Origin of the sequence: Spirillospora sp. NPDC127506 (genome assembly GCF_040302145.1) — a bacterium.
Lineage (GTDB): Bacteria > Actinomycetota > Actinomycetes > Streptosporangiales > Streptosporangiaceae > Spirillospora.
Genome location: NZ_JBEORG010000006.1, coordinates 30,215 through 49,779, shown reverse-complemented (window position 1 = coordinate 49,779; position 19,565 = coordinate 30,215). Strand labels below are relative to the sequence as shown.

The 19,565-nt window shown below is 72.7% G+C and carries 18 protein-coding genes; 6 read left to right on the top strand and 12 right to left on the bottom strand.

All coding sequences use genetic code 11. The features are described 5' to 3' along the window. Nucleotides 1-9 precede the first annotated feature (9 nt). Complete coding sequence (locus ABTW95_RS08695) at nucleotides 10-1,041, bottom strand: CaiB/BaiF CoA transferase family protein (protein ID WP_396452197.1); 1,032 nt, start codon at nucleotides 1,039-1,041, stop codon at nucleotides 10-12. A 182-nt stretch (nucleotides 1,042-1,223) separates the two neighbouring features. On the opposite strand from ABTW95_RS08695, the gene ABTW95_RS08690 reads away from it, so the two are divergent. Continuing rightward, complete coding sequence (locus tag ABTW95_RS08690; RefSeq protein ID WP_500225746.1) at nucleotides 1,224-2,909, top strand: LLM class flavin-dependent oxidoreductase; 1,686 nt, start codon at nucleotides 1,224-1,226, stop codon at nucleotides 2,907-2,909. Between the two features lie 103 nt (nucleotides 2,910-3,012). Here the strand turns inward: ABTW95_RS08690 and ABTW95_RS08685 are convergent, their stop codons facing one another. Beyond that, nucleotides 3,013-3,810 carry a hypothetical protein gene (locus tag ABTW95_RS08685; protein ID WP_396451387.1) on the bottom strand — a complete coding sequence of 266 codons (798 nt, stop codon included), beginning with the start codon at nucleotides 3,808-3,810 and terminating at the stop codon, nucleotides 3,013-3,015. 158 nt (nucleotides 3,811-3,968) lie between these two features. On the opposite strand from ABTW95_RS08685, the gene ABTW95_RS08680 reads away from it, so the two are divergent. After that, entirely contained in the window at nucleotides 3,969-4,613 is a 645-nt protein-coding gene (locus ABTW95_RS08680) for a dihydrofolate reductase family protein (protein ID WP_396451386.1), read from the top strand. A 208-nt stretch (nucleotides 4,614-4,821) separates the two neighbouring features. On the opposite strand, the gene ABTW95_RS08675 is transcribed toward ABTW95_RS08680, so the two are convergent. The 5 genes from ABTW95_RS08675 to ABTW95_RS08655 all read right to left on the bottom strand — a co-directional run bounded on the left by ABTW95_RS08675 (nucleotide 4,822) and on the right by ABTW95_RS08655 (nucleotide 9,803). After that, on the bottom strand, nucleotides 4,822-5,073 hold the full coding sequence (locus ABTW95_RS08675; protein ID WP_500225745.1) for a hypothetical protein: 252 nt from the start codon (nucleotides 5,071-5,073) through the stop codon (nucleotides 4,822-4,824). 108 nt (nucleotides 5,074-5,181) lie between these two features. Continuing rightward, nucleotides 5,182-5,976 carry an enoyl-CoA hydratase/isomerase family protein gene (locus tag ABTW95_RS08670; protein ID WP_500225744.1) on the bottom strand — a complete coding sequence of 265 codons (795 nt, stop codon included), beginning with the start codon at nucleotides 5,974-5,976 and terminating at the stop codon, nucleotides 5,182-5,184. Between the two features lie 68 nt (nucleotides 5,977-6,044). Then, nucleotides 6,045-7,178 (bottom strand): acetyl-CoA C-acetyltransferase, encoded by a 1,134-nt coding sequence (locus ABTW95_RS08665; protein WP_396451380.1) that lies wholly within the window; start codon nucleotides 7,176-7,178, stop codon nucleotides 6,045-6,047. Between the two features lie 110 nt (nucleotides 7,179-7,288). After that, complete coding sequence (locus tag ABTW95_RS08660) at nucleotides 7,289-9,319, bottom strand: MFS transporter (protein ID WP_500225741.1); 2,031 nt, start codon at nucleotides 9,317-9,319, stop codon at nucleotides 7,289-7,291. A gap of 85 nt (nucleotides 9,320-9,404) precedes the next feature. Further along, nucleotides 9,405-9,803 carry a hypothetical protein gene (locus ABTW95_RS08655; protein ID WP_396451377.1) on the bottom strand — a complete coding sequence of 133 codons (399 nt, stop codon included), beginning with the start codon at nucleotides 9,801-9,803 and terminating at the stop codon, nucleotides 9,405-9,407. 107 nt (nucleotides 9,804-9,910) lie between these two features. Between ABTW95_RS08655 and ABTW95_RS08650 the strand changes: the two genes are divergently transcribed. Next, a complete protein-coding gene (locus tag ABTW95_RS08650; RefSeq protein WP_396451376.1) occupies nucleotides 9,911-10,072 on the top strand; it encodes a hypothetical protein in 162 nt (53 codons plus the stop codon). A gap of 149 nt (nucleotides 10,073-10,221) precedes the next feature. Continuing rightward, a complete protein-coding gene (locus ABTW95_RS08645; protein WP_396451374.1) occupies nucleotides 10,222-11,070 on the top strand; it encodes a class I SAM-dependent methyltransferase in 849 nt (282 codons plus the stop codon). A 43-nt stretch (nucleotides 11,071-11,113) separates the two neighbouring features. Here ABTW95_RS08645 and ABTW95_RS08640 read toward each other — a convergent pair whose 3' ends face one another. From ABTW95_RS08640 to ABTW95_RS08630, 3 genes are all read right to left on the bottom strand, one after another. Beyond that, nucleotides 11,114-12,109, bottom strand: coding sequence for a zinc-dependent alcohol dehydrogenase family protein (locus ABTW95_RS08640; RefSeq protein WP_500225733.1), 996 nt, complete (start codon nucleotides 12,107-12,109; stop codon nucleotides 11,114-11,116). A gap of 2 nt (nucleotides 12,110-12,111) precedes the next feature. After that, nucleotides 12,112-14,448, bottom strand: a complete 2,337-nt coding sequence (locus ABTW95_RS08635; RefSeq protein ID WP_500225731.1) for an ATP-binding SpoIIE family protein phosphatase — start codon at nucleotides 14,446-14,448, stop codon at nucleotides 12,112-12,114. A gap of 192 nt (nucleotides 14,449-14,640) precedes the next feature. After that, on the bottom strand, nucleotides 14,641-15,342 hold the full coding sequence (locus ABTW95_RS08630; protein ID WP_396451368.1) for an iron-dependent transcriptional repressor DtxR: 702 nt from the start codon (nucleotides 15,340-15,342) through the stop codon (nucleotides 14,641-14,643). 98 nt (nucleotides 15,343-15,440) lie between these two features. Here ABTW95_RS08630 and ABTW95_RS08625 point away from each other — a divergent pair, with 98 nt between their 5' ends. Next, complete coding sequence (locus ABTW95_RS08625) at nucleotides 15,441-16,145, top strand: UdgX family uracil-DNA binding protein (protein ID WP_396451366.1); 705 nt, start codon at nucleotides 15,441-15,443, stop codon at nucleotides 16,143-16,145. Nucleotides 16,146-16,185: 40 nt separating this feature from the next. Here ABTW95_RS08625 and ABTW95_RS08620 read toward each other — a convergent pair whose 3' ends face one another. Together ABTW95_RS08620 and pdxH are read right to left on the bottom strand one after the other, a co-directional pair. Beyond that, nucleotides 16,186-17,421, bottom strand: coding sequence for an MFS transporter (locus tag ABTW95_RS08620; protein WP_396451364.1), 1,236 nt, complete (start codon nucleotides 17,419-17,421; stop codon nucleotides 16,186-16,188). Between the two features lie 122 nt (nucleotides 17,422-17,543). After that, entirely contained in the window at nucleotides 17,544-18,209 is a 666-nt protein-coding gene (pdxH, locus tag ABTW95_RS08615) for a pyridoxamine 5'-phosphate oxidase (RefSeq protein ID WP_396451362.1), read from the bottom strand. Nucleotides 18,210-18,392: 183 nt separating this feature from the next. On the opposite strand from pdxH, the gene ABTW95_RS08610 reads away from it, so the two are divergent. After that, entirely contained in the window at nucleotides 18,393-19,496 is a 1,104-nt protein-coding gene (locus ABTW95_RS08610) for a citrate synthase 2 (protein ID WP_396451360.1), read from the top strand. Nucleotides 19,497-19,565 lie beyond the last annotated feature (69 nt).

Genomic DNA, 19,565 nt, shown 5'->3' with positions numbered 1-19,565 from the left:
ACCTGAATTTCACTGCGTGAGACGCCAGCCCCGGCCGCGGTGCTCGTCCAGCTCAGGGGCCGTCCCGCCCGGCAGCGGCGGGTGGACGGTCGTCCGGACGGGCCCCTCCTCCTGGATCTTCCGCAGCTCGAAGTGGTCGAGGGCGATCATCTCCGCGCGGGAGAGGACGGGCGCGACGGGCGCCCCGGCCGCGCTCAGCCGCTCCATGGCCTCCGCCATCGTGAGCTTCGCCACGGCGGCGGCCACGGCCCCGTCCAGTTCCCCGATCCGGCCGAGCCGCTCCGTGAACGGGACCCCGGCGTGCTCCTCGATGCCGAGCGCGCGGCAGGTCGCCGCCCACAGCCGCTCCTCCGACACGACACCGAGCGTGATCTTCCGGCCGTCCTTCGTGGGGTAGACGCCGTAGCCGGGGACGGGCCCGGCGCCCGACCGCCGCGTCGCCTCCGGAACGGTGCCGACCCAGTGCGCCAGGACGTCGGCCATCCCGAGGTCGATGCGGTCGCCCACCCCGGTCGCGCGGGCCTTGAGCACGGCCGCGGTGATCGCGAACGCGGCCATCGTGGCGGCCGACATGTCCGCGAGCGGCAGCTCGTCCGCCTCCGGGGAGACGGCGTCGGGCGGGAGCGCGGCGGCGTACGCGCGGTAGTTGATGTCATGCCCGGGCACGTCGCGGAGCGGCCCTTCGGCCCCGTATCCGGAGATGGAGCAGTACACGAGCCGCGGGTTGAGCTTCCGCAGCGCCTCGTGCCCGACGCCCAGCCGCTCGGCGACGCCGGGTCTGAACCCCTCGACGAACACCTCGGCGCCCTCCGCCAGCGACATGAGCGACGCGCGGCCGCCGTCCGACTTCAGGTCGAGCACCACGCTGCGCTTGTGCCGGTTGAGGACGTCGAAATGGTCGCGGAACATCCGCATCGGCTCCCCGCCGGGCGGCTCCACCTTGATGACGTCCGCGCCGAGCTGCGCGAGCAGCTGCGTCGCGTACGGTCCGGGCCGCCACATCGTCAGATCGAGGACCCGCAGTCCGTCCAGCGGCGCCATGGAACTCCTCTCGCAGGCCGGTGGCCTCACGGTGCCGGTCGGGCGCGCCATCAGTCAAGCGAGCGCTTGGTCGTCGTCCGGCCTGGAGCATGTTGACTCGATGTCCAATGCGGGAGAGGCTGGCGGGACAGGACCGGGTGGTCGGGCGGTCATCCCTGGTCAACGCCGAGGGAGGTGTCCCCATGCGCTTCGGACTCTTCTACGAGCACCAGTTGCCGCGGCCCTGGAACGACGGGCAGGAGCTGAAGCTCTACCAGGACGCCCTCGACCAGGTGGAGCTCGCCGACCGGGTGGGGTTCGACTACGTGTGGGAAGTGGAGCACCACTTCCTTGAGGAGTACTCGCATTCGTCCGCGCCGGAGGTCTTCCTCGCCGCCGCGTCGCAGCGGACGAAGCGGATACGGCTCGGGCACGGGATCGTCCAGCTGCCGCCGGCGGTCAACCATCCGGCGCGGATCGCGGAGCGCATCGCGACGCTCGATCTGGTGTCGAACGGGCGGGTCGACTTCGGGACGGGGGAGTCGAGTTCGAGCGCCGAACTCGGCGGGTTCGGGGTGCGGCGCACCGAGAAGCGGGCCCAGTGGCAGGACGCCATCGACGCCATCACCCGGATGTTCGTCGAAGAGCCGTTCGCCGGGTGGTCGTCGGAGTACATCCGGATGCCGCCCCGGAACGTGCTGCCCAAGACCGTGCAGAAGCCGCATCCGCCGCTGTGGGTGGCGTGCTCGCGGAGGGAGACGATCCAGTTCGCGGCCCGCAACGGCATCGGGGCGCTCTCGTTCTCCTTCGTGGAGCCCGAGGACGCCGGCAAGTGGGTGGACGAGTACTACCGCATCATCGCGTCGGAGGAATGCGTCCCGGCGGGGTTCGCGGTGAACCCGAACGTGACCGTCGTCCTGCCGATGATGCTGCACGAGGACGAGGCCACGGCGATCGAGCGGGGCATCGACGGGGCGCACTTCTTCGCGTTCGCGCTCGCGCACTACTACGGCCCCACCCCGCACGATCCGGGGCGCACGAACGTGTGGGAGGAGTTCCAGCAGCGCAGGGAGGCCCGCGGCTTCTCCCGCGAGCAGATCATCGCGAACGCGGAGACGCTGAACGTCAACGTCGGGTCGCTGCGCGGGGCCGTGGGGACGCCCGCGCAGGTCATCGACCTGATCCAGCGCTACGAGTCGGCGGGCGTCGACCAGATCTCGTTCGTCCTGCAGTCGGGGCCGAACAGGCACGAGCACATCTGCGAGTCGCTCGAACTGTTCGGGAAGGCCGTCCTGCCGCACTTCACCGAGGGGCGCGAAGAGCGCGAGGCCGCGAAGGCGGAGCGGCTGGCCCCCGCCATCGAGGCCGCCCTCGCCCGCCGCGCCCCCGCCCGCGCGGCGCCGCCCGGCTACCGCATCGACGAGGAGGCGGAGGTGGCCCGCGCGAACCGGTCGCGCCGCCCGCTGCGCGAGGAGGTCCGCACCGCGAGCCGCAGGCGGTTCCGGCAGGGCTTCTACAGGCTCGTCCACGGCCGGACGGACGAGCAGATCGAACGGCGTTTCGGTCCGAGCGCGCAGCGCCTGTTCTTCGCGGGGATGGCCCGCGCCTACGACCCGTCCGCGGCGGGCGGCTTCACGGGCGAGCTGGAGTTCCGGCTGACCCGCACCACGTGGACGCTCGTCATCGGCGAGAACCGGGCCCGCGCCCACCCCGGGCCGGCCGATGACCCGGCACTGACCCTCATCGTGGAAACGGCGGACTTCCTGCGGATACTCGCCGGCGACGCGAACCCGGCGACCCTCCTCATGGACGGCCGCCTGGAACTGCGCGGCGACTTCGAGCTGGCCCCGCGGCTCAGCGAGATGTTCGGCGGCCCGTCCCCGTACTGACCGCTCGGCGGCGGCCGTGGTCCCCCGATGACCACGGCCGCCGAATAGTCAGACGTGCACGCCCCCGCGAGAGTTCTCGCCCCGGCGAAAAACCTCCGCGGAATCAGCTCGATCGCCGGCTCCTCCCGGGACGGGGTTCGCCCTCGTCCGCTCCGCCGGTGCCCCCGCTGATCGACGGCCGTCCGGCGATCAGGTCGCTCAGCCAGTCCCCGAGCCGCTGCACGGGCAGCCGGTAGCGGCGCTCGCGCACCTGCGCCCGCCGCTCCTTCCGCGATCCCGGGCGGTACCTCCGCCGCGCCCAGGGCGAGCCGGGCCGCGCCAGCCGGACGGCCCCGACCAGCGCGACCACGCCGATGAACAGGCCGATGAGCCCCGTCCAGACCTTGCCTTTCAGCAGGGCGACCGTGGCGACGAGCAGATCGAACAGCAGGACGACCGTGAGCGCCCACAGCCCGTCCCCGGCCACGTCGTCGACGCCCATGGGCCGCAGGCCCAGCAGCAGCAACCCGCACAGCGCGATCGTGATGAACACGACCTCGACCGACAGGCGGCCCTGCTCGCTCCAGTAGACGTCCTCCAGGTGCAGGACGAGCGCGAACTCGTCCAGGACCAGCGCCGTCCCGATTCCGAACACGGCCGCGGTGGCCGCCGCCCACCCGGACGAGCCGTCCTGGACGGAGAGCCCGCCCACACCGCCGACGCACATGAACACGAGCCCGAACACCACGTGATGGACGTGGTGCCCGCCGGGTGTGACGTTGCCCGGCCACCACCGGACCTGCCGCCGGATCATCCGCACGCTGAACCGGATGAACAGGAACCCCGCGATGAACGCGAGCAGGAAACAGAACAGCCGCAGCCGCCCGGTGTCCGCGATCTCCCGTGTGAACCACTCCCCCACATGGGCCCCATTCCCGCGGCGACGCGAAAGTACCTCGCACAGGCACGAACAACACCGTCTGACCTGTCCGTTTGGAGATCTGGTGGGCGGAGCGATGAATACGGCGGCGCCCGCAGGTCAACCTCCTGACTGGCACGACCGACCATCAGGAGCAGGACATGGGCCTCATCCACATAGAGCTGTTCACGACCCTCGACCTCGTCGCGCAGGCGCCCGGCGGACCCGAGGAGGACCCGGAGGGCTTCCCGTTCGGCGGCTGGCAGGCGCCCTTGATCGACGAGGTCACCGGTGCGCAGATCGAAGCCTCCTACGAGGGCACCGACGCCCTCCTGCTCGGCCGGCGCACCTACGACATCTTCGCCGCCTACTGGCCCCACCAGCAGGGCGGCCAGGACAACAAGATCGCCGAGCTGTTCAACCGCGTCCCCAAGTACGTGGCGTCCCGCGGCAAGCCCGACCTGCCGTGGGCAGGGTCCGAACTGCTCGGGCCGGACCTGGCCGAGGCGGTCCGCGAGGTCCGCGACCGGCACGAGCACGTGAAAGTCGTCGGGAGCGTGAACCTGGTGCAGACCCTCCTGCACGAGAAGCTGTTCGACCGCCTGAACCTCTGGGTGCACCCGATCGTGCTCGGCGTCGGCAAGAAGGTGTTCGACGGCGGCGAGGTGCCCACGAACGTCACGCTCCTCGAACCGCCGGCCGCCAGCCCGGCGGGCACCGTGCACCTGCGCTACGCCCTCGCCGAAGGCACGCCCAGGACCGGGGACATGACCGAACCCGACCGCGGTGTCGGACGCGACGGCTGAAACCACGCCGCCTCGACCGGTCTCACCCGCCGGTCAGTCGACCGAGTCGTGACCTGCAATCCGGCCGGGACGCCGTGGCCGCGAGCCTCGGCCCCGGCTCTCCGCTGATCTCGGCGACGGCTCGACGGCCTGGCGGCCGCACCCCCGCCGGCAGCACCGTAGAAGAGCGTCCTGAGGACGTCGGTGGTCGCCACCCGCCGCGCGCCGGTCACCGTGGAACCGGTGCTGTCCGCCGGAAGGACGCGCAGGAGGGACGCCCGAAACCCTCGCTCGCCAAAGGGCGGTCCACCCGGAACAGCTTGGCCTCCGGGATCCGCAGGAGCGCCCGGAGCAGCGCTTCGAGCCACGCCGGCTCCGCCTTCTGGACGGTGTCGTCGGTGACCTTGACCGCCCGGTTCCAGTACCGGTCTCGGTGGGTGCGGGCCAGCCCCATCCGCCGAACCGCTTCCCCGATCTCCATCCCCGAAGTATCACCCGTTCCGGCGGGCAGCGGCCCCCGGAAGTCCGGACCCTGCCGGCCGTAACCGACTTCGTGGGCAACCCACCTCGCCGCAGGCAGACTGAGGGGTCAGCGGCCTTGGAAGTTCGGGGGGCGGTTTTCCAGGAAGGCGGTTATGCCCTCCTTGGCGTCTTCGGTGGCGGTCAGGGAGACCAGTTCGCCGAGGAGATGGGCCACCTGGTCTTCGAGGGGGCGGCCTTCGATCGCGAAGAACGCGTCGCGGCCGCGGCGCAGGCCCACGGGGCTCTTGGACGCGATGGCGCGCGCCAGCTCGTCCACGCGGGCGTCCAGGTCGGCGCGCGGGACCGCCTCGGTGACCAGGCCGATGTCGCGGCCCTCGGCGGCGGTGATGCGGGCGCCCGTGTAGTAGAGCTTGAAGGCGTGCTTCGGGGCGACGTTCCGGTTGATGATCGCCATGATCATCATGGGCCAGAGGCCGACGTTGACCTCCGGGGTGGCCAGTTTGACGTCGTCGGCGGCGATCACCAGGTCGCAGGCGGCGGCGAGGCCCAGGCCGCCCGCGACGGCGTGGCCGGCGAGGCGGGCGATGATCGGCTTGCCCAGCCGCGGGAAGGCCGTGAACAGCCGGAACGGGGCGCTCTCGCGGATGGCGGAGGCGTCGGCGACGGAGCGGCCGTCCGCCTGCGCCTCGCCGAGGCCGCCCAGGTCGGCGCCCGCGCAGAACGCCCGGTCGCCCGCGCCCGTCAGCACGATGACGCGCACGCCGTCGTCGGCCTTCGCCCGGTCGAAGGCGTCCAGCAGCTCGCCGATCATCCGGTCGCTGAGCGAGTTGCGGGCCTCGGGGCGGTTCAGGGTGATGCGGGCGATCCGCTCGTCCACCGCGTAGATGATCGTCTCGTACATGCCCCTCTTCCCGGTCGAGAACGGCGTCCGCCCCTGGAGCGCGGCTCCAGGGGCAGACTACGGCGTGGTCAGAGGCGCTCGATGATCGTGGCGTTGGCCTGGCCGCCGCCCTCGCACATCGTCTGCAGGCCGTAGCGGCCGCCGGTGCGCTCCAGCTCGTGGAGGAGCTTGGTCATGAGGACGCCGCCGGTCGCGCCGAGCGGGTGGCCGAGCGCGATGGCGCCGCCGTTGGGGTTGGTCTTCTCCAGCGAGGCGCCGGTGTCGTGCGCCCACGCCAGCGGGACCGGGGCGAACGCCTCGTTGACCTCGAACACGTCGATGTCGTCGACCTTCAGGCCGGACTTGGCGAGGGCCTTCTCGGTCGCCGGGATTGGGCCGGTCAGCATGTAGACCGGGTCGGAGCCGCACACCGCGAGCGTGTGGATGCGGGCGCGCGGGGTCAGGTTGTGCCGCTTGACGGCCTCTTCGGACGCGATGAGCAGCGCGGAGGCGCCGACGGAGATCTGCGAGGCGACGGCCGCGGTGATGACGCCGCCCTCGCGCAGGACCTTCAGGCCCGCCATCTTCTCCAGGGTCGTGTCGGGGCGGGCGCCCTCGTCGTGGGACAGCCCGTTGATCGGGGCGATCTCCCGGTCGAAGTAGCCGGCCTCGATGGCCTTGGCGGCGCGCCGGTGGCTCTCCAGCGCGAACTTCTCCAGGTCCTCGCGGGTGAAGCCCCACTTCTCGGCCATCAGCTCGGCGCCGCGGAACTGGGAGATCTCCTGCATGCCGTACCGCTCGGCCCAGCCCTCGCCGTACGGGAAGTCCATCCCCTTGACGATGCTGGAGCCCATCGGCACCTTGGCCATCTGCTCGACACCGGAGGCGACGACCAGGTCCTGGGTGCCGGACAGCACGCCCTGCGCGGCGAAGTGGATCGCCTGCTGCGACGAGCCGCACTGCCGGTCGATGGTCACGCCGGGCACGCTGTCCGGCAGCCCGGCCGACAGCCACGCGGTGCGCGCGATGTCGAGGGACTGCGGGCCGACCTGCATGACGCAGCCCATGATGTTGTCCTCGACCGCGGAAGGGTCGACGCCGGTGCGGTTCACGAGCTCCTTGAGCACGTGGGCCCCGAGGTCGGCCGGGTGGACGTCCTTCAGGGCGCCCTTCTTGGTACCGACGGGGGTACGGACCGCGCCGACGATGTACGCCTCGGCCACTACGCCTCCAAATTGTGGGGTGGTTCCGTCCCGGAAACCGAGTGAGATTCGGTTAGTCAGTATGAGATTACATCCATCATGGCGCAACGCCATGTGAGCTGAGTCTCCGCCTACGTCCTGTGGACGGGCGCGGGCCGCAGCAGCTCGCCGTCCGCGTCGTCGCCGAGGGACGCCTCGGCCAGGCGGGTGAGGAGGTCCGCCAGCTCGGGGTGCTCCTCGGGATCCCAGCCCTCCACGTGCCGGCACAGCCCCTCGCGGCGAGCGGTGAAGAGGCTGTCCGCGACGCGCCGGCCGGACGCGGTGATGGCGAGCGTACCCTCCCGGCGCTGGACGTACCCCGCCTCGACCAGCCGGTCGATGTACGGGCGTCCCTCCTCGACCGTCACGCCGGCGCGGTCGGCGAGCTCCTGCCGGGCGACCTCGCCGTCCTTGGCGATCCGGCACAGCGCCCACACGCTGCCCAACGGCAGCTGCACCCCGCACAGGCCGGCCAGGCGCCCGTAGAGCTCGGCCGCCTTCGGGTCCCGGCGCATCAGCTGGCTCAGGGCGCGCTCTATCTCGTGCCTGGACGAGCGGACGGTCGGCGCCGCGCCGAAGCCCTCGCCGTAGTCGCGCGTCTGCGAGGTCGCCCGCAGCGGGACCTCGCGCAGGAACCAGGTCAGCACGAACGCGAACGCCGCCACCGGCACGGCCCACAGGAACACCGAGTCGATCGACTGCGCGTAGGCGTGCAGGACGGCGTTCTTCACCTGGGCGGGGAACCTGTCGAGCAGAATGGGGTTCCCCTGGACGGCCGCCGGGTCGAACCCGGGCGGCAGCACCGGCGCCAGGCTCTCGACGTGCGAGGCGAGCTGGTTGCTGAAGATGGAGCCGAACACGGCGACGCCGAACGACCCGCCGATCTGCCGGAAGAACGTCACCCCGGACGTGGCCGACCCGAGGTCCTCGTAGGACACGGCGTTCTGGACGGCGATGACGAGCACCTGCATGACCAGCCCCAGCCCGAACCCGAGCAGCGCGAACCGCAGGCTCATCTCCAGGGTGGAGGACGTCTCGTCCAGCCTCGACAGCAGGTACAGCGCGCCCGCGATCATCGGCGTGCCGACCACCGGGAAGACCTTGTAGCGGCCGAAGCGGGTGATCAGCTGCCCGGATCCGATCGAGCTGACCAGCATGCCGAGCATCATCGGCAGCAGGTAGACCCCGGACAGCGTCGGCGACACCCCGTGCACGACCTGCAGGAAGATCGGCAGGAACGTCAGCGCGCCGAACATCGCGAAGCCGACCGCGAAGCTGATCGCCGCGCCCAGCGCGAACACCCGGTTCACCAGCAGCGCCGGCGGCAGGACGGGCTCGGCGGCGCGCCGCTCGACGAGCACCCACACCCCGATGAGGACCACCGACGCGGCGGCGAGGCCGATGATCGGCGCGGACGACCAGGCGTACGTCGTCCCGCCCCACGTCGTCACCAGCACCAGCCCGACGGCCCAGCCGACGATCAGCAGCGTCCCGAGGTAGTCGATGCGGTGCCGCTCCCGCTCGCCCGTCCGGGGCAGCACGGCGGCGATCACGATGAGCGCCAGCACGCCGACCGGCAGGTTGATGTAGAAGACCCAGCGCCACGACAGGTTGTCGACGAACCAGCCGCCGAGCAGCGGCCCGCACACGCTGGACACGCCGAACACCGCGCCGAACAGCCCCTGGTAGCGGCCGCGTTCGCGGGGCGGCACCACGTCCCCGACGATCGCGACGACGAGCACCATCAGCCCGCCGCCGCCGAGCCCCTGCAGCGCGCGGAACAGGATCAGCTCGAACATGTCCTGCGACAGGCCGCACAGCGCCGACCCGATCAGGAAGAGGACGATCGACGCCTGGAACAGCCGCTTGCGCCCGTACTGGTCGCCGAGCTTGCCCCACAGCGGCGTCGAGGCCGTCGAGGCGAGCAGGTACGCCGTCACGACCCACGACAGGTGGTTGAGCCCGCCGAGGTCGCTGACGATCGTGGGCAGCGCCGTGGACACGATCGTCTGGTCGAGCGCGGCGAGCAGCATGGCGAGCATGAGCGCGCCGAGGATGACGTACAGGTCGCGGCCCTTCGGCATGGCCCGCTCGTCCGGCGCCGCGTCCCTGACCGTCGTCATGCCCAGCCCCCGCCCGGAAGACGCTGTTCCCGTGCGGGGGTCTACCCAGGGGCCGGGCGGGATCACCCGGTCCCGGAGCCGCGGGTCAGCCCATGAGGTCGGAGGCGACCTTCGCGGCGCCGACCCCGGCGGCGCCGGCGGCGACGCCCACCGCTCCCGCGGTCACCCACAGCGGCAGTGCTCCGCGGGTCTTCAGCCCGCTCACGACGTCGAGCGAGTCGACGGCGAGGCCGAGCCGCGCCCACAGCCGCCGCCCGTGGTCGTCGCTCAGCAGGTAGCCGGCGCCGAGGGCGATCTCCCGGGCGGCGAACATCCGGGCGACGTAGTCGCGGCCCGGGTCTGCGGCGCCGCCGAGCCCCATCAGCTTCACGGTCAGCCGCGGCGCGGCGAGGGCGGCGAGCCCGAGGGCGATCCGCCCGCGCGCCAGGTTCGTCATCATGCCGTCGACCTTGTCCCGGCCGTCTACTTCCTTTGCATCTGCCACAAAGGTGAGGTTAGCGGGCCCGCCCCGGCGGCCGACCGGCGGGTAACCCGTTCCTTACACGTCTATCGTGCAGAGAGGCGGCACTCCCCCCGCTCGGAAGGTGACCCATGGAAGGCATCCTCGCCCTCGTCGTCGTGTCCCTGCTCGCCGCGTTCTGCGTGCGCTGGGCCGCGGTCCGGCTGCGGGTGCCCATGCCCACCCGCGTCGCGGTGATCACCGTGTTCGTCCTCGTCGTCCTCGCGCTGTACGGGCGGCATCTGCAGGGGTGAGCCGGCGCGGGGCGAAAGGTTCGGAAATTCTCATGCGGCGGGCTGAACTTCCTCCCCCGCCGGTGAGTCATAACTGACGAAACCCGGCTTCACGCCCCGCCCGGCGACGCCCGACCAGGGAAGCCGGCCCGAGCCGAGGGAGTGCACCCGTGCCGCAACCGGCGCCCGCCGTCCAGCGCAGCGGCGGCACCATCGCCCCGCACCTGAGGCGCCTGCTGGAGTTCGTCGAGCCCGGCCGCGACGACGTCTGCCTGGACGTCGCGCGGGGCCGCGGCCCGATGCCCGCCGCGCTGTCCCCCCGGGTCCGGCACGTGACCGCGGTGGACGCGATGCCCGAGCCGCCCGCCCGCGCCGGCGCGTCCGGACGCATGTCGACGATCGAGTTCGGCACCGGCCCCGTCCGCATCACCGGCGAGGGCGGACCGGACGGCGGACCGGACGGCGACGCGCTCCCGGCCGCCGCGACCCGCGAGGACCGCGTACGGCACCCCATCGGCCCCGACCGCCCGACCATCAAGGCGGACGCCACCGCGCTGCCCTACCGGGACAACTCGTTCTCCCTCGTCACGGCCCGGTTCTCCCTCTACACCCTGGGCGACCCCGACGGCGTGCTGCGCGAGCTGCTGCGGGTGTGCCGCCCGGACGGACGGGTGGTCATCGCCGACCTCGTCCGCGGCAACCTCGCCGGCCCCGAACGCGACCGGATCCAGCGGCTCCGCGACCCCGACCACCCCGGCACCCCGTCCATCGCCCGGCTCACCGAGATGATCACCTCGGCGGGCGGCAGCATCCGGCGGCTGGACGTGTTCACCGTGGAACGCCCCATCGAGCCGTGGCTCGCCGGCGCCTGCGACGACGCCACCGCCGACCGCATCCGCGAGGCCCTCATCGACGAGGTCGACGGCGGCCCCAAGACCGGCGCGAAACCGCGCATCATCGGCGGCGAGCTGTGGTTCACCCAGACGTGGGCCCACGTCGCCGCCGAACCGATCCCCTGAGCACCCGGCGACTTCGCCGGCGGGCGGCCCGGAACTCCCCCGATCAGGGGACGAGGACGGCGGCGCCGGTGAAGCGGTCTGCGGCGAGGTCGGCCAGCGCACGGTCGGCCTCGTCCAGCCCGTACGGGCGGGTCGTGACGGCGAGGTCCAGCCGCGCGGCCAGCGTCAGGAACTCCTCGCCGTCCGCGCGGGTGTTCGCCGTCACCGACCTGACCTGGCGCTCCTGGAACAGGTACCGCTGGTAGTCCAGCGCCGGGACGTCGCTGAGGTGGATGCCGGCGATCGCGCACGTCCCGCCGCGGTCGAGCCGCTCCAGCGCGGCCGCCACCAGCTCCCCCGCCGGCGCGAAGACGATCGCCGAGTCCAGCGGCGCGGGAGCGGCGTCGAACGAGTCGCCCGCCCACGAGGCCCCCAGCTCCCGGGCCAGCTCGCGGGCGGCCGGGCTGCGGGTGAAGACGTGCACGTCGGCGCCCTCCGCGAGGGCGATCTGCGCGGCCAGGTGCGCGGACCCGCCGAACCCCCAGATGCCGAGCCGCCCGCCCGGCGGCAGCGCCGCGCGCCGCAGCGCCCGGTAGCCGATGATGCCGGCGCACAGCAGCGGCGCGGCCCGGACGTCGTCCAGCTCGGGCGGCAGCGCGTAGGTGTAGGCGTCCACGGCCAGCGCGTACTCGGCGTACCCGCCGTGCGCGTCCCAGCCGGTGTAGACCGACCGCGGGCACAGGTTCTCGGCGCCGCGCCGGCAGAACCGGCACGCGCCGCACGTCCCGCGCAGCCACGCCACCCCGACCCGGTCGCCGGCGCCGTGCAGGCACCCGGGGCCGGCGGAGACGACCTCGCCGACGATCTCGTGGCCGGGCGTCACCCCCGGCAGGTGGACGGGCAGGTCGCCTTCGGCGACGTGCAGGTCCGTCCGGCACACCCCGCACGCCAGCACCCGCACGAGCAGCTCCCCGGGGCCCGGGGAGGGCACCTCGCGGTCGGCGCGGCGCAGCGGCCCCGACGCGATCGGGGACGGCTTCTCCACCACCCAGGCGCGCACGGCTACGGCGTCAGCGGCAGCTCGAACCAGACGGCCTTGCCGTCCGGCGTCGGCCGGGCGCCCCACCGGGTGGCGAGCTGGTCGACCAGGTAGAGCCCGCGGCCGCCCTCGTCGGTCTCGCCGGCGCTGCGGATGCGCGGCAGGCGCATGTCGGAGTCGAACACCTCCACCCACACCGTGTCGGCGCCGCGGCGCAGCCGGAGCCGGAAGTCCTTGGTCGGCGGCTCGCGGCGGCCGAGGTCGGCGCCGAGGTTCCAGTCGTCCTCGTTGAAGTCCTGCCCGTCGAAGCGGTCGAACGGGTCGTCCTCCACGCCGCCGCCGAACTCGGTGTTGAACTGCACGGGCGGCGGCGCGCCGAGCGGCTCGCCGCCCCGGCCGGGCGGGCCGGCGGGCACCGGGACGACCATCTCGCGGCGCGGCGTGGGCGTCGCGGCGGCGTGCAGGACGACGTTCGTGACGACCTCGGACACCAGCAGGCACGCGAGCTCGGCCTGCTCGTCGAGCATCCCCCAGCCGGCGAACGTGTCGGCGGCCATCCGGCGCGCCTCCGACACCATGATCGGCTCGGCGGTGAAGGTGCGCTCCTCGACGGCCAGCTCGTCGCCCGCGGTGCGGATCACGACGATCGCGACGTCGTCGTCGATGTCGCCGGGCACCGCGTCGTAGGCGGCGTTCGCGACCGCCTCGACGCCGCCGCCCGCCGCCTTCGCGACGGCGGTGCGGACCATCTCCCGCGACTCCTCGCGGGTGTAGTAGTCGCCGTCGTCCCGGGGCCGCCGGTCGATGAGCCCGTCGGTGTAGAGGACGAGCGTGGAGCCCGGTTTGAGCTCGGTCGTCTCCTCGTTGAAGAGGATCTCGCCGCCCATGCCGGGGGCGCGCAGGCCGAGCATGCCGCCCTCGCTCTCGAACTCCAGCTCGCGGACCTCGCCGTCCACGATGAGGAGCGGCGGGTCGTGCCCGGCGTTGGCGAACTCGAGGACCCGCGACCACGCGTCGTACACGAAGTAGGTGCACGACACGAGCGGCGGGCGGACGAGGTCGTCGCTGTTCCACCCGGACCGCATCCGCTCGGGGCGCGTCATCGTCCGGACCCACTCGTCGAGCTTGCGCAGTATGTCGGCGGGCGGCTTGTCGTCCTGCGCGAACGCCCGCAGCGCGGCCCGCAGCTGCCCCATGACGGCGGCGGCGCGCGCGCCGCGCCCCTCGACGTCGCCGATGACGAGGCCGACCCGCCCCGCCGACAGCGGGATCACGTCGTACCAGTCGCCGCCGACCTGCGTCTGGATGCCGTGCCCGTGCGACTCCAGCGGGCGGGCCGGCTCGTACCGCCAGGCGATCTGCAGGCCGTCCAGCGCGGGCGGCCGGTCACCGGGCAGCAGGTGCTTCTGGAAGGCGAGCGCGGTGTCGCGCTCCTCCTCGAACAGCAGCGCGTTGTCGACGGCGAGCGCGACCCGGCTGGCGATCGCGCCGAGCAGGTCGCGGTCGAAGCCGTCGTAGTGCGGGTCGGGCCGCTTGGTCAGGTTCGACAGCGCGAGGCACATGACGCCGAGCAGCTCGCCGCGCACCAGCAGCGGCGCGGAGATCACCGAGGTGATGCCCATCTCGACGCCGAGCCGCTTGGACGACTCGGTGGGCGCGTCGAACCGGTGCTGGACCATGTCCTCGACGAGGACTGCGTCGCGGCGGTCCATCGCCTTGGCGCTGAAGTGGCCGGGCGGGTAGGAGACGGGCTCGCCGACCTCCGCCCAGGTGCCGGGCGGCGGCTCCCAGCCCCCGGCGTGCCGCGACACCCGGCGGTAGAGCCGGTCGCCGCTGTACAGGTCGATGAAGCAGTGGTCGGCGAACTGCGGGACGAGCGTGTCGGAGACGCGGCGGAGGGTGTCCTCCAGCTCCAGGGACCCGGCGAGCCGCTCGCCGATCCGCTCCAGGAGCCCGTAGCGCTCCTGCTCGCGCTGGTTGGAGCGGAGCGCCTCCCGCGCGAAGATGACCACGCCGTCGACCGCGCCGGACGGGTGCCGCAGCGGCACCGCGTGCGCCCGCGTGTACACGGTGGTGCCGTCGGAGCGCAGGTTGCAGAACGTGCCCTCCCAGACGCCGCCCTTGAGGACGTGCTTGGCCAGCTCCGTCGCCTGCTCGTGGTCCTCCTCGGCGATCCCGAGGGAGAGGATCGAGTGGCCGATGATGTCGTCGCCGCCGAACCCGAACAGCTGGCGCGCGAAGGCGTTGCCGTAGATGACGTTGCTGAAGCGGTCGCAGACGATGACCGCCATCTCCATCTGGCTGAGGACGGTCTCGGGTGGCAGACGCGCCTCGTCAGGCGCTTCCCCCCAGTGGTTCATCTCCCCATCCCGATCCTGCCGGCGGTCGCCGTCCCCCTCCCGGTGGTCACCGGGCGCGCTGGAACGGCCGCCGCATGAGTTCGCCTCGTCGTATTGAACGACGAACCCGCCGCCGGGATACGCCCGAAAGGCGCCCTGGTATGGAGATCTTCGGTATAGACCGCCGGGGCCGGTGCGCGCACGCCGACCGTGTCAGCGCCTGCTGACGAAGACGTGTTCGGCGATGTCGCGCGGCAGCTCCGTCGCGGGCCCCTCGTCCTCGTCGTCACTGATCACCCGTACCCCGTCATCGGTCGCCCGGAGAATCACCTCTCGTCCCGGTTGTATCCCTATCTGCTTGAGTCTAAGCATCAGGTCGCTGTCGCTCTGCACCTGCTCGCTGATCCGCCGGATCACCGCCTCCGCGCCGGCGGGGCTCGCCACCGCGGTCATCACCGACAGCGGCGCGTGGTCGCCGTCGTCGCCGTGCCCGCCCAGCTCGTCCAGGCCGGGGATCGGGTTGCCGTGCGGGCAGGTGGTCGGGTTGTCCAGCAGCGCCACGAGGCGGCGCTCGACGTCCTCCGACATGACGTGCTCCCACCGGCACGCCTCGATGTGGACGTCCTCCCAGGGCAGCCCGATGACGTTGACCAGCAGGCATTCGGCGAGGCGGTGCTTGCGCATGACGCGCGTGGCGAGACCGCGACCGCTCTCGGTCAGCGTGAGGTGCCGATCGCCCTCGACCCGGAGCAGGCCGTCGCGCTCCATCCGCGCGACCGTCTGGCTCACCGTCGGGCCGCTCTGGGAGAGCCGCTCCGCGATGCGCGCGCGAAGGGGAATGATCCCCTCCTCTTCGAGCTCGAAAACCGTCCGGAGGTACATCTCCGTGGTATCGATAAGGCCGTGTGAGGTCACAGCTCCCTCCAGTCTTATGGCCATCGAGTCTACTTGCTCGGACCCCGCCCCGCCGGGCCCCGCGAATATCACCCGAAGCCGGGTAGGGGGAACGCAAGATGAACGCGAAACCTTCCCAGGACGCGGAGCCGTTCCTGCCCGGGCCCCCCGCCGAGCGCGCCGATCTGGAGGCGCTGCGGCGCGCGGCGGCCGGCTGCCGGGGCTGCCGCCTCCACGAGGACGCCACGCAGACCGTGTTCGGGGAGGGCTCGCCGGGCGGACGGGTCATGCTGATCGGCGAGCAGCCCGGCGACCAGGAGGACCGCCGGGGCCGCCCGTTCGTCGGCCCCGCCGGACGCGTCCTCGACCGGGCGCTGGAGGAGGCGGGCATCGAGCGCGGCGACGTCTACGTCACCAACGCCGTCAAGCACTTCAAGTTCAAGCGGCAGGAGGGCGGCAAGCGGCGCATCCACGAGGCCCCGAACGCGGCCGAGATGCGCGCGTGCCGGCCCTGGCTGCTGGCCGAGCTGCGCGTCCTGGACCCGGACGTCGTCGTCGCGCTGGGCGCCACGGCGGGCAGGGCGCTGCTCGGCTCGTCGTTCCGGGTGACGAAGCAGCGCGGGGTGCTCATGCCGATGCCCGACCTGGAGACGATCGGCACCCCGGCCGCCGCGCGGCAGGTCGAAGGCGCGCCGCCCGAGCAGGCCGAGGCGCGGCTGCTCGCGACGATCCACCCGTCCGCCGTCCTGCGCGCCGAGGACCGCGACGAGACCTACGCGGGCCTCCTGCACGACCTGGAGATCGCCGCCGCGGCGCTGCGCTGAGCCGCGGCCGCCGCTCGGTCCCGCCGCTCGGTCCCGCCGCTCAGTCCTCCACCGAGACGGTCTCGGTCGTCCTGACGTCGTAGCGGAGCAGCGCCGGGACGGCGAGCGCGGCGAGGATCACCAGCGCGGCGCAGGCCAGGCCGCCGCCCACCCAGGACGCGGTGGCGCCGGCGACGCTCGCGGTCGCGCCGGCCCGCACGTCCCCGAGCCGGGGGCCGCCCGCGACGACGACGGTGAACACCCCTTGGAGCCGCCCGCGCAGCTTGTCCGGCGCGTAGGTCTGCAGCATCGACTGGCGGAACACCGCCGACACGAGGTCGGCCGCGCCGCCCACGGCGAGCAGCACCACCGCGAGCCACAGCCGCCCGGCGAGCCCGGCGGCGGCCACGGCGAGCCCCCAGACGACGATCGACACGACGAGCGCGATGCCCTGCTTGCGGACCCGCCCGATCCAGCCGGACGACAGCCCGCCGAGGAACGCTCCAATCGCGATGGCGGCGAACAGCCAGCCGACCGCGCCGCCGCCGCCGAACCGGGTCTCGGCCACTTCGGGGAACAGGGCGCGGGGCATCGCGATCGCCATCGCGATGATGTCCACGACGAACGACATCAGCAGCACCGGCTGCGTGGCCAGGTAGTGCAGCCCGTCGATCACCGACCGCAGGCCGGGCGCGCCGGTGACGTCGCCGAGCGGCGGGATCGGCGGCAGCCGCAGCGCCGCGTACAGCACGACGGTGAACAGCACGGCGTCGAGCGCGTAGGCCGCGGCGTAGTGCCAGTGGGCGAGGAGCACGCCGGCGAACAGCGGCCCCGCCAGCATCCCGAACTGGCTGGCGGTGAAGTTGAGGGTGTTGGCCGCGGGGACGAGCGTCCGGTCGACCAGCCTGGGGACGATCGCGCTGCGGGTCGGCGAGGCCACCGCGAACCCGATCGCCTGGATCGCCACCACGCCCATGATCAGGGCGAGGCTGCCGATGCCCAGCAGCGCCTGGACGAGCAGCAGCAGCGTCGCCGCCCACATCACGCAGGACGAGGCGAACAGCAGCCTGCGCCGGTCCATGTGGTCGGCGATCGCCCCGCCCCAGAGCCCGAACACGATCAGCGGGACGAGGTTGACGAAGCCGAGCACCCCGACCCACAGCGACGACTTCGTCATGTCGTACACCTGGACCGGGACGGCCACGGCGGTGACCTGGAACCCGACGAACGAGACGCCCTGCCCCAGCCACAGCCGCCGGTACGCGGGGATCCCGAGCGGCCGCGTGTCGATGGCCATCCGCCGCAACCGGCCGCGCACCGATCCGCGAGGCTCCGGGGGCTTCTCCTCCTCCCTGGGGGCGGCAGCGGACTCGGCGACGGCGTCAGGAGCGTCAGCGGGGGACGGCTGCTGTTCCGATGTCACGGGGACAGTCTGTCGGCCGTCCAGGGGCCGTGGTCGTCCGCACCCCCCGGAAATACTTCGCGGCGGTAGCGGATCCGGTCGTGGAGCCGGTCGCGGCGGCCCTGCCAGAACTCGATCGATTCCGGGACGACGCGGTAGCCGCCCCAGAAGTCGGGCAGGGGGACGACGTCGGAGCCCTCCTCGCCGGGCGCCCCCGGCGGCTGGCCCGCGGCCGGATCCGGCCAGCGCTCGGCGGCCGCGGCGTAGGCGCGTTCCAGCACGTCGCGGCCCGGGATGACGCTCGACTGGCGCTCGCTGGCCCAGGCGCCGAGGCGCGAGCCGTACGGGCGCGTGCGGAAGTAGGCGGCCGACTCGTCCCGGGTCAGCTCGGTCACCGGGCCCTCCACCCGCACCTGCCGGTAGAGCGGGTGCCAGGGGAACACCAGGGCCGCGCGCGGGTTCTCGGCGAGATCGCGCCCCTTGCGGGACGTGAGGTTCGTGAAGAAGCGGAATCCCTGCGGCCCGTAGCCCTTCAGCAGGACGAGCCGGGCGCTCGGCGCGCCGTCGGCGGACGCGGTCGCGAGCACCATCGCGTTCGGTTCGACGAGCCCGGAGGCGTGCACGTCGGCGAACCACGCGGCGAACAGCGCGAGCGGATCGGAGGGGAGCGCCGACTCGGACAATTCGCCCGACTCGTAAGATCTCCGGAGCCGCGCGGGATCGGGCGTTGGGGAACTCACAGCGTCAGAGCCTCTCACCTGGAGGTTGTGCAACGGGCATGACCCCTGGGTACTGGTCAGTAAGGCGGACAGGGTTCAATGGCACGGCACCGCCTTATCACTCTTGGGGACGAAAGGCAGGACGACATGTCCGACTTCAAACCCGGTCTTGAGGGGGTCGTGGCCTTCGAGACCGAGATCGCCGAACCGGACAAGGAGGGCGGCGCCCTCCGCTACCGGGGCGTCGACATCGAGGAGCTCGTCGGCCGCGTCTCCTTCGGCGACGCCTGGGGGCTGCTGGTGGACAACAGCTTCACTCCCGGGCTGGCCCCGGCGGACCCGCATCTGCTCCCGGTCACCTCCGGCGACGTGCGGGTGGACGTGCAGAGCGCGCTCCCCACGCTCGCCACCGCCTACGGGATGCGGCCGCTGCTCGACATCTCCGACGAGGAGGCCCGCGCCGACCTCGCCCGCGTGTCGGTGACGGCGCTGTCGTTCGTGGCGCAGTCGGCGCGCGGCGTCGGCGTGCCGATGGTCCCGCAGAAGCGGATCGACGAGTGCGCGACCATCACCGAGCGGTTCATGGTCCGCTGGCGCGGTGAGCCCGACCCCAAGCACGTCCGGGCCATCGACGCGTACTGGGTCTCCGCCGCCGAGCACGGCATGAACGCCTCCACGTTCACCGCGCGGGTGATCGCCTCCACCGGGGCGGACGTCGCGGCCAGCATGTCCGGCGCCATCGGCGCCATGTCGGGCCCGCTGCACGGCGGCGCGCCTGCCCGCGTGCTGCCGATGATCGAGAAGGTCGAGCAGCTCGGCGACGCCCGCAAGGTCGTCACCGACATCCTCGACTCCGGCGAGCGGCTGATGGGCTTCGGCCACCGCGTCTACCGCGCCGAGGACCCGCGCGCCCGCGTGCTGCGCCGCACCGCCAAGGAGCTGGGCGCGCCGCGCTTCGAGGCCGCCAAGGCGCTGGAGGACGCCGCCCTCGCCGAGCTGCGCGAGCGCCGCCCGGACCGCCCGATCGAGACCAACGTCGAGTTCTGGGCCGCGGTCATCCTGGACTTCGCCGAGGTCCCCACCGCGATGATGCCCGCCATGTTCACCTGCGGCCGCACCGCCGGCTGGGCGGCGCACATCCTGGAGCAGAAGCGCACGGGACGCCTCGTCCGCCCGAGCGCGAAGTACACCGGGCCGGGCAGCCGCTCGATCGACGACGTGACGGGAGCGGCGGAAATCCTCAAGGGCTGAAGGACCCCTCCCCCCGCAACGACTCGCCTTGAGGCCCCCGGACCGATCCCGGGGGCCTTTTGCGCGCCC

Coding starts and splice junctions, on each gene's coding strand:
- ABTW95_RS08690 (WP_500225746.1), top strand. CDS start 1,224: ATGCGCTTCGGACTCTTCTACGAGCACCAGTTGCCGCGGCCCTGGAAC.
- ABTW95_RS08635 (WP_500225731.1), bottom strand. CDS start 14,448: ATGAACCACTGGGGGGAAGCGCCTGACGAGGCGCGTCTGCCACCCGAG.
- ABTW95_RS08680 (WP_396451386.1), top strand. CDS start 3,969: ATGGGCCTCATCCACATAGAGCTGTTCACGACCCTCGACCTCGTCGCG.
- ABTW95_RS08625 (WP_396451366.1), top strand. CDS start 15,441: ATGAACGCGAAACCTTCCCAGGACGCGGAGCCGTTCCTGCCCGGGCCC.
- ABTW95_RS08610 (WP_396451360.1), top strand. CDS start 18,393: ATGTCCGACTTCAAACCCGGTCTTGAGGGGGTCGTGGCCTTCGAGACC.
- ABTW95_RS08695 (WP_396452197.1), bottom strand. CDS start 1,041: ATGGCGCCGCTGGACGGACTGCGGGTCCTCGATCTGACGATGTGGCGG.
- ABTW95_RS08650 (WP_396451376.1), top strand. CDS start 9,911: ATGGAAGGCATCCTCGCCCTCGTCGTCGTGTCCCTGCTCGCCGCGTTC.
- ABTW95_RS08660 (WP_500225741.1), bottom strand. CDS start 9,319: ATGACGACGGTCAGGGACGCGGCGCCGGACGAGCGGGCCATGCCGAAG.
- ABTW95_RS08670 (WP_500225744.1), bottom strand. CDS start 5,976: ATGTACGAGACGATCATCTACGCGGTGGACGAGCGGATCGCCCGCATC.
- ABTW95_RS08675 (WP_500225745.1), bottom strand. CDS start 5,073: ATGGAGATCGGGGAAGCGGTTCGGCGGATGGGGCTGGCCCGCACCCAC.
- ABTW95_RS08620 (WP_396451364.1), bottom strand. CDS start 17,421: ATGGCCATCGACACGCGGCCGCTCGGGATCCCCGCGTACCGGCGGCTG.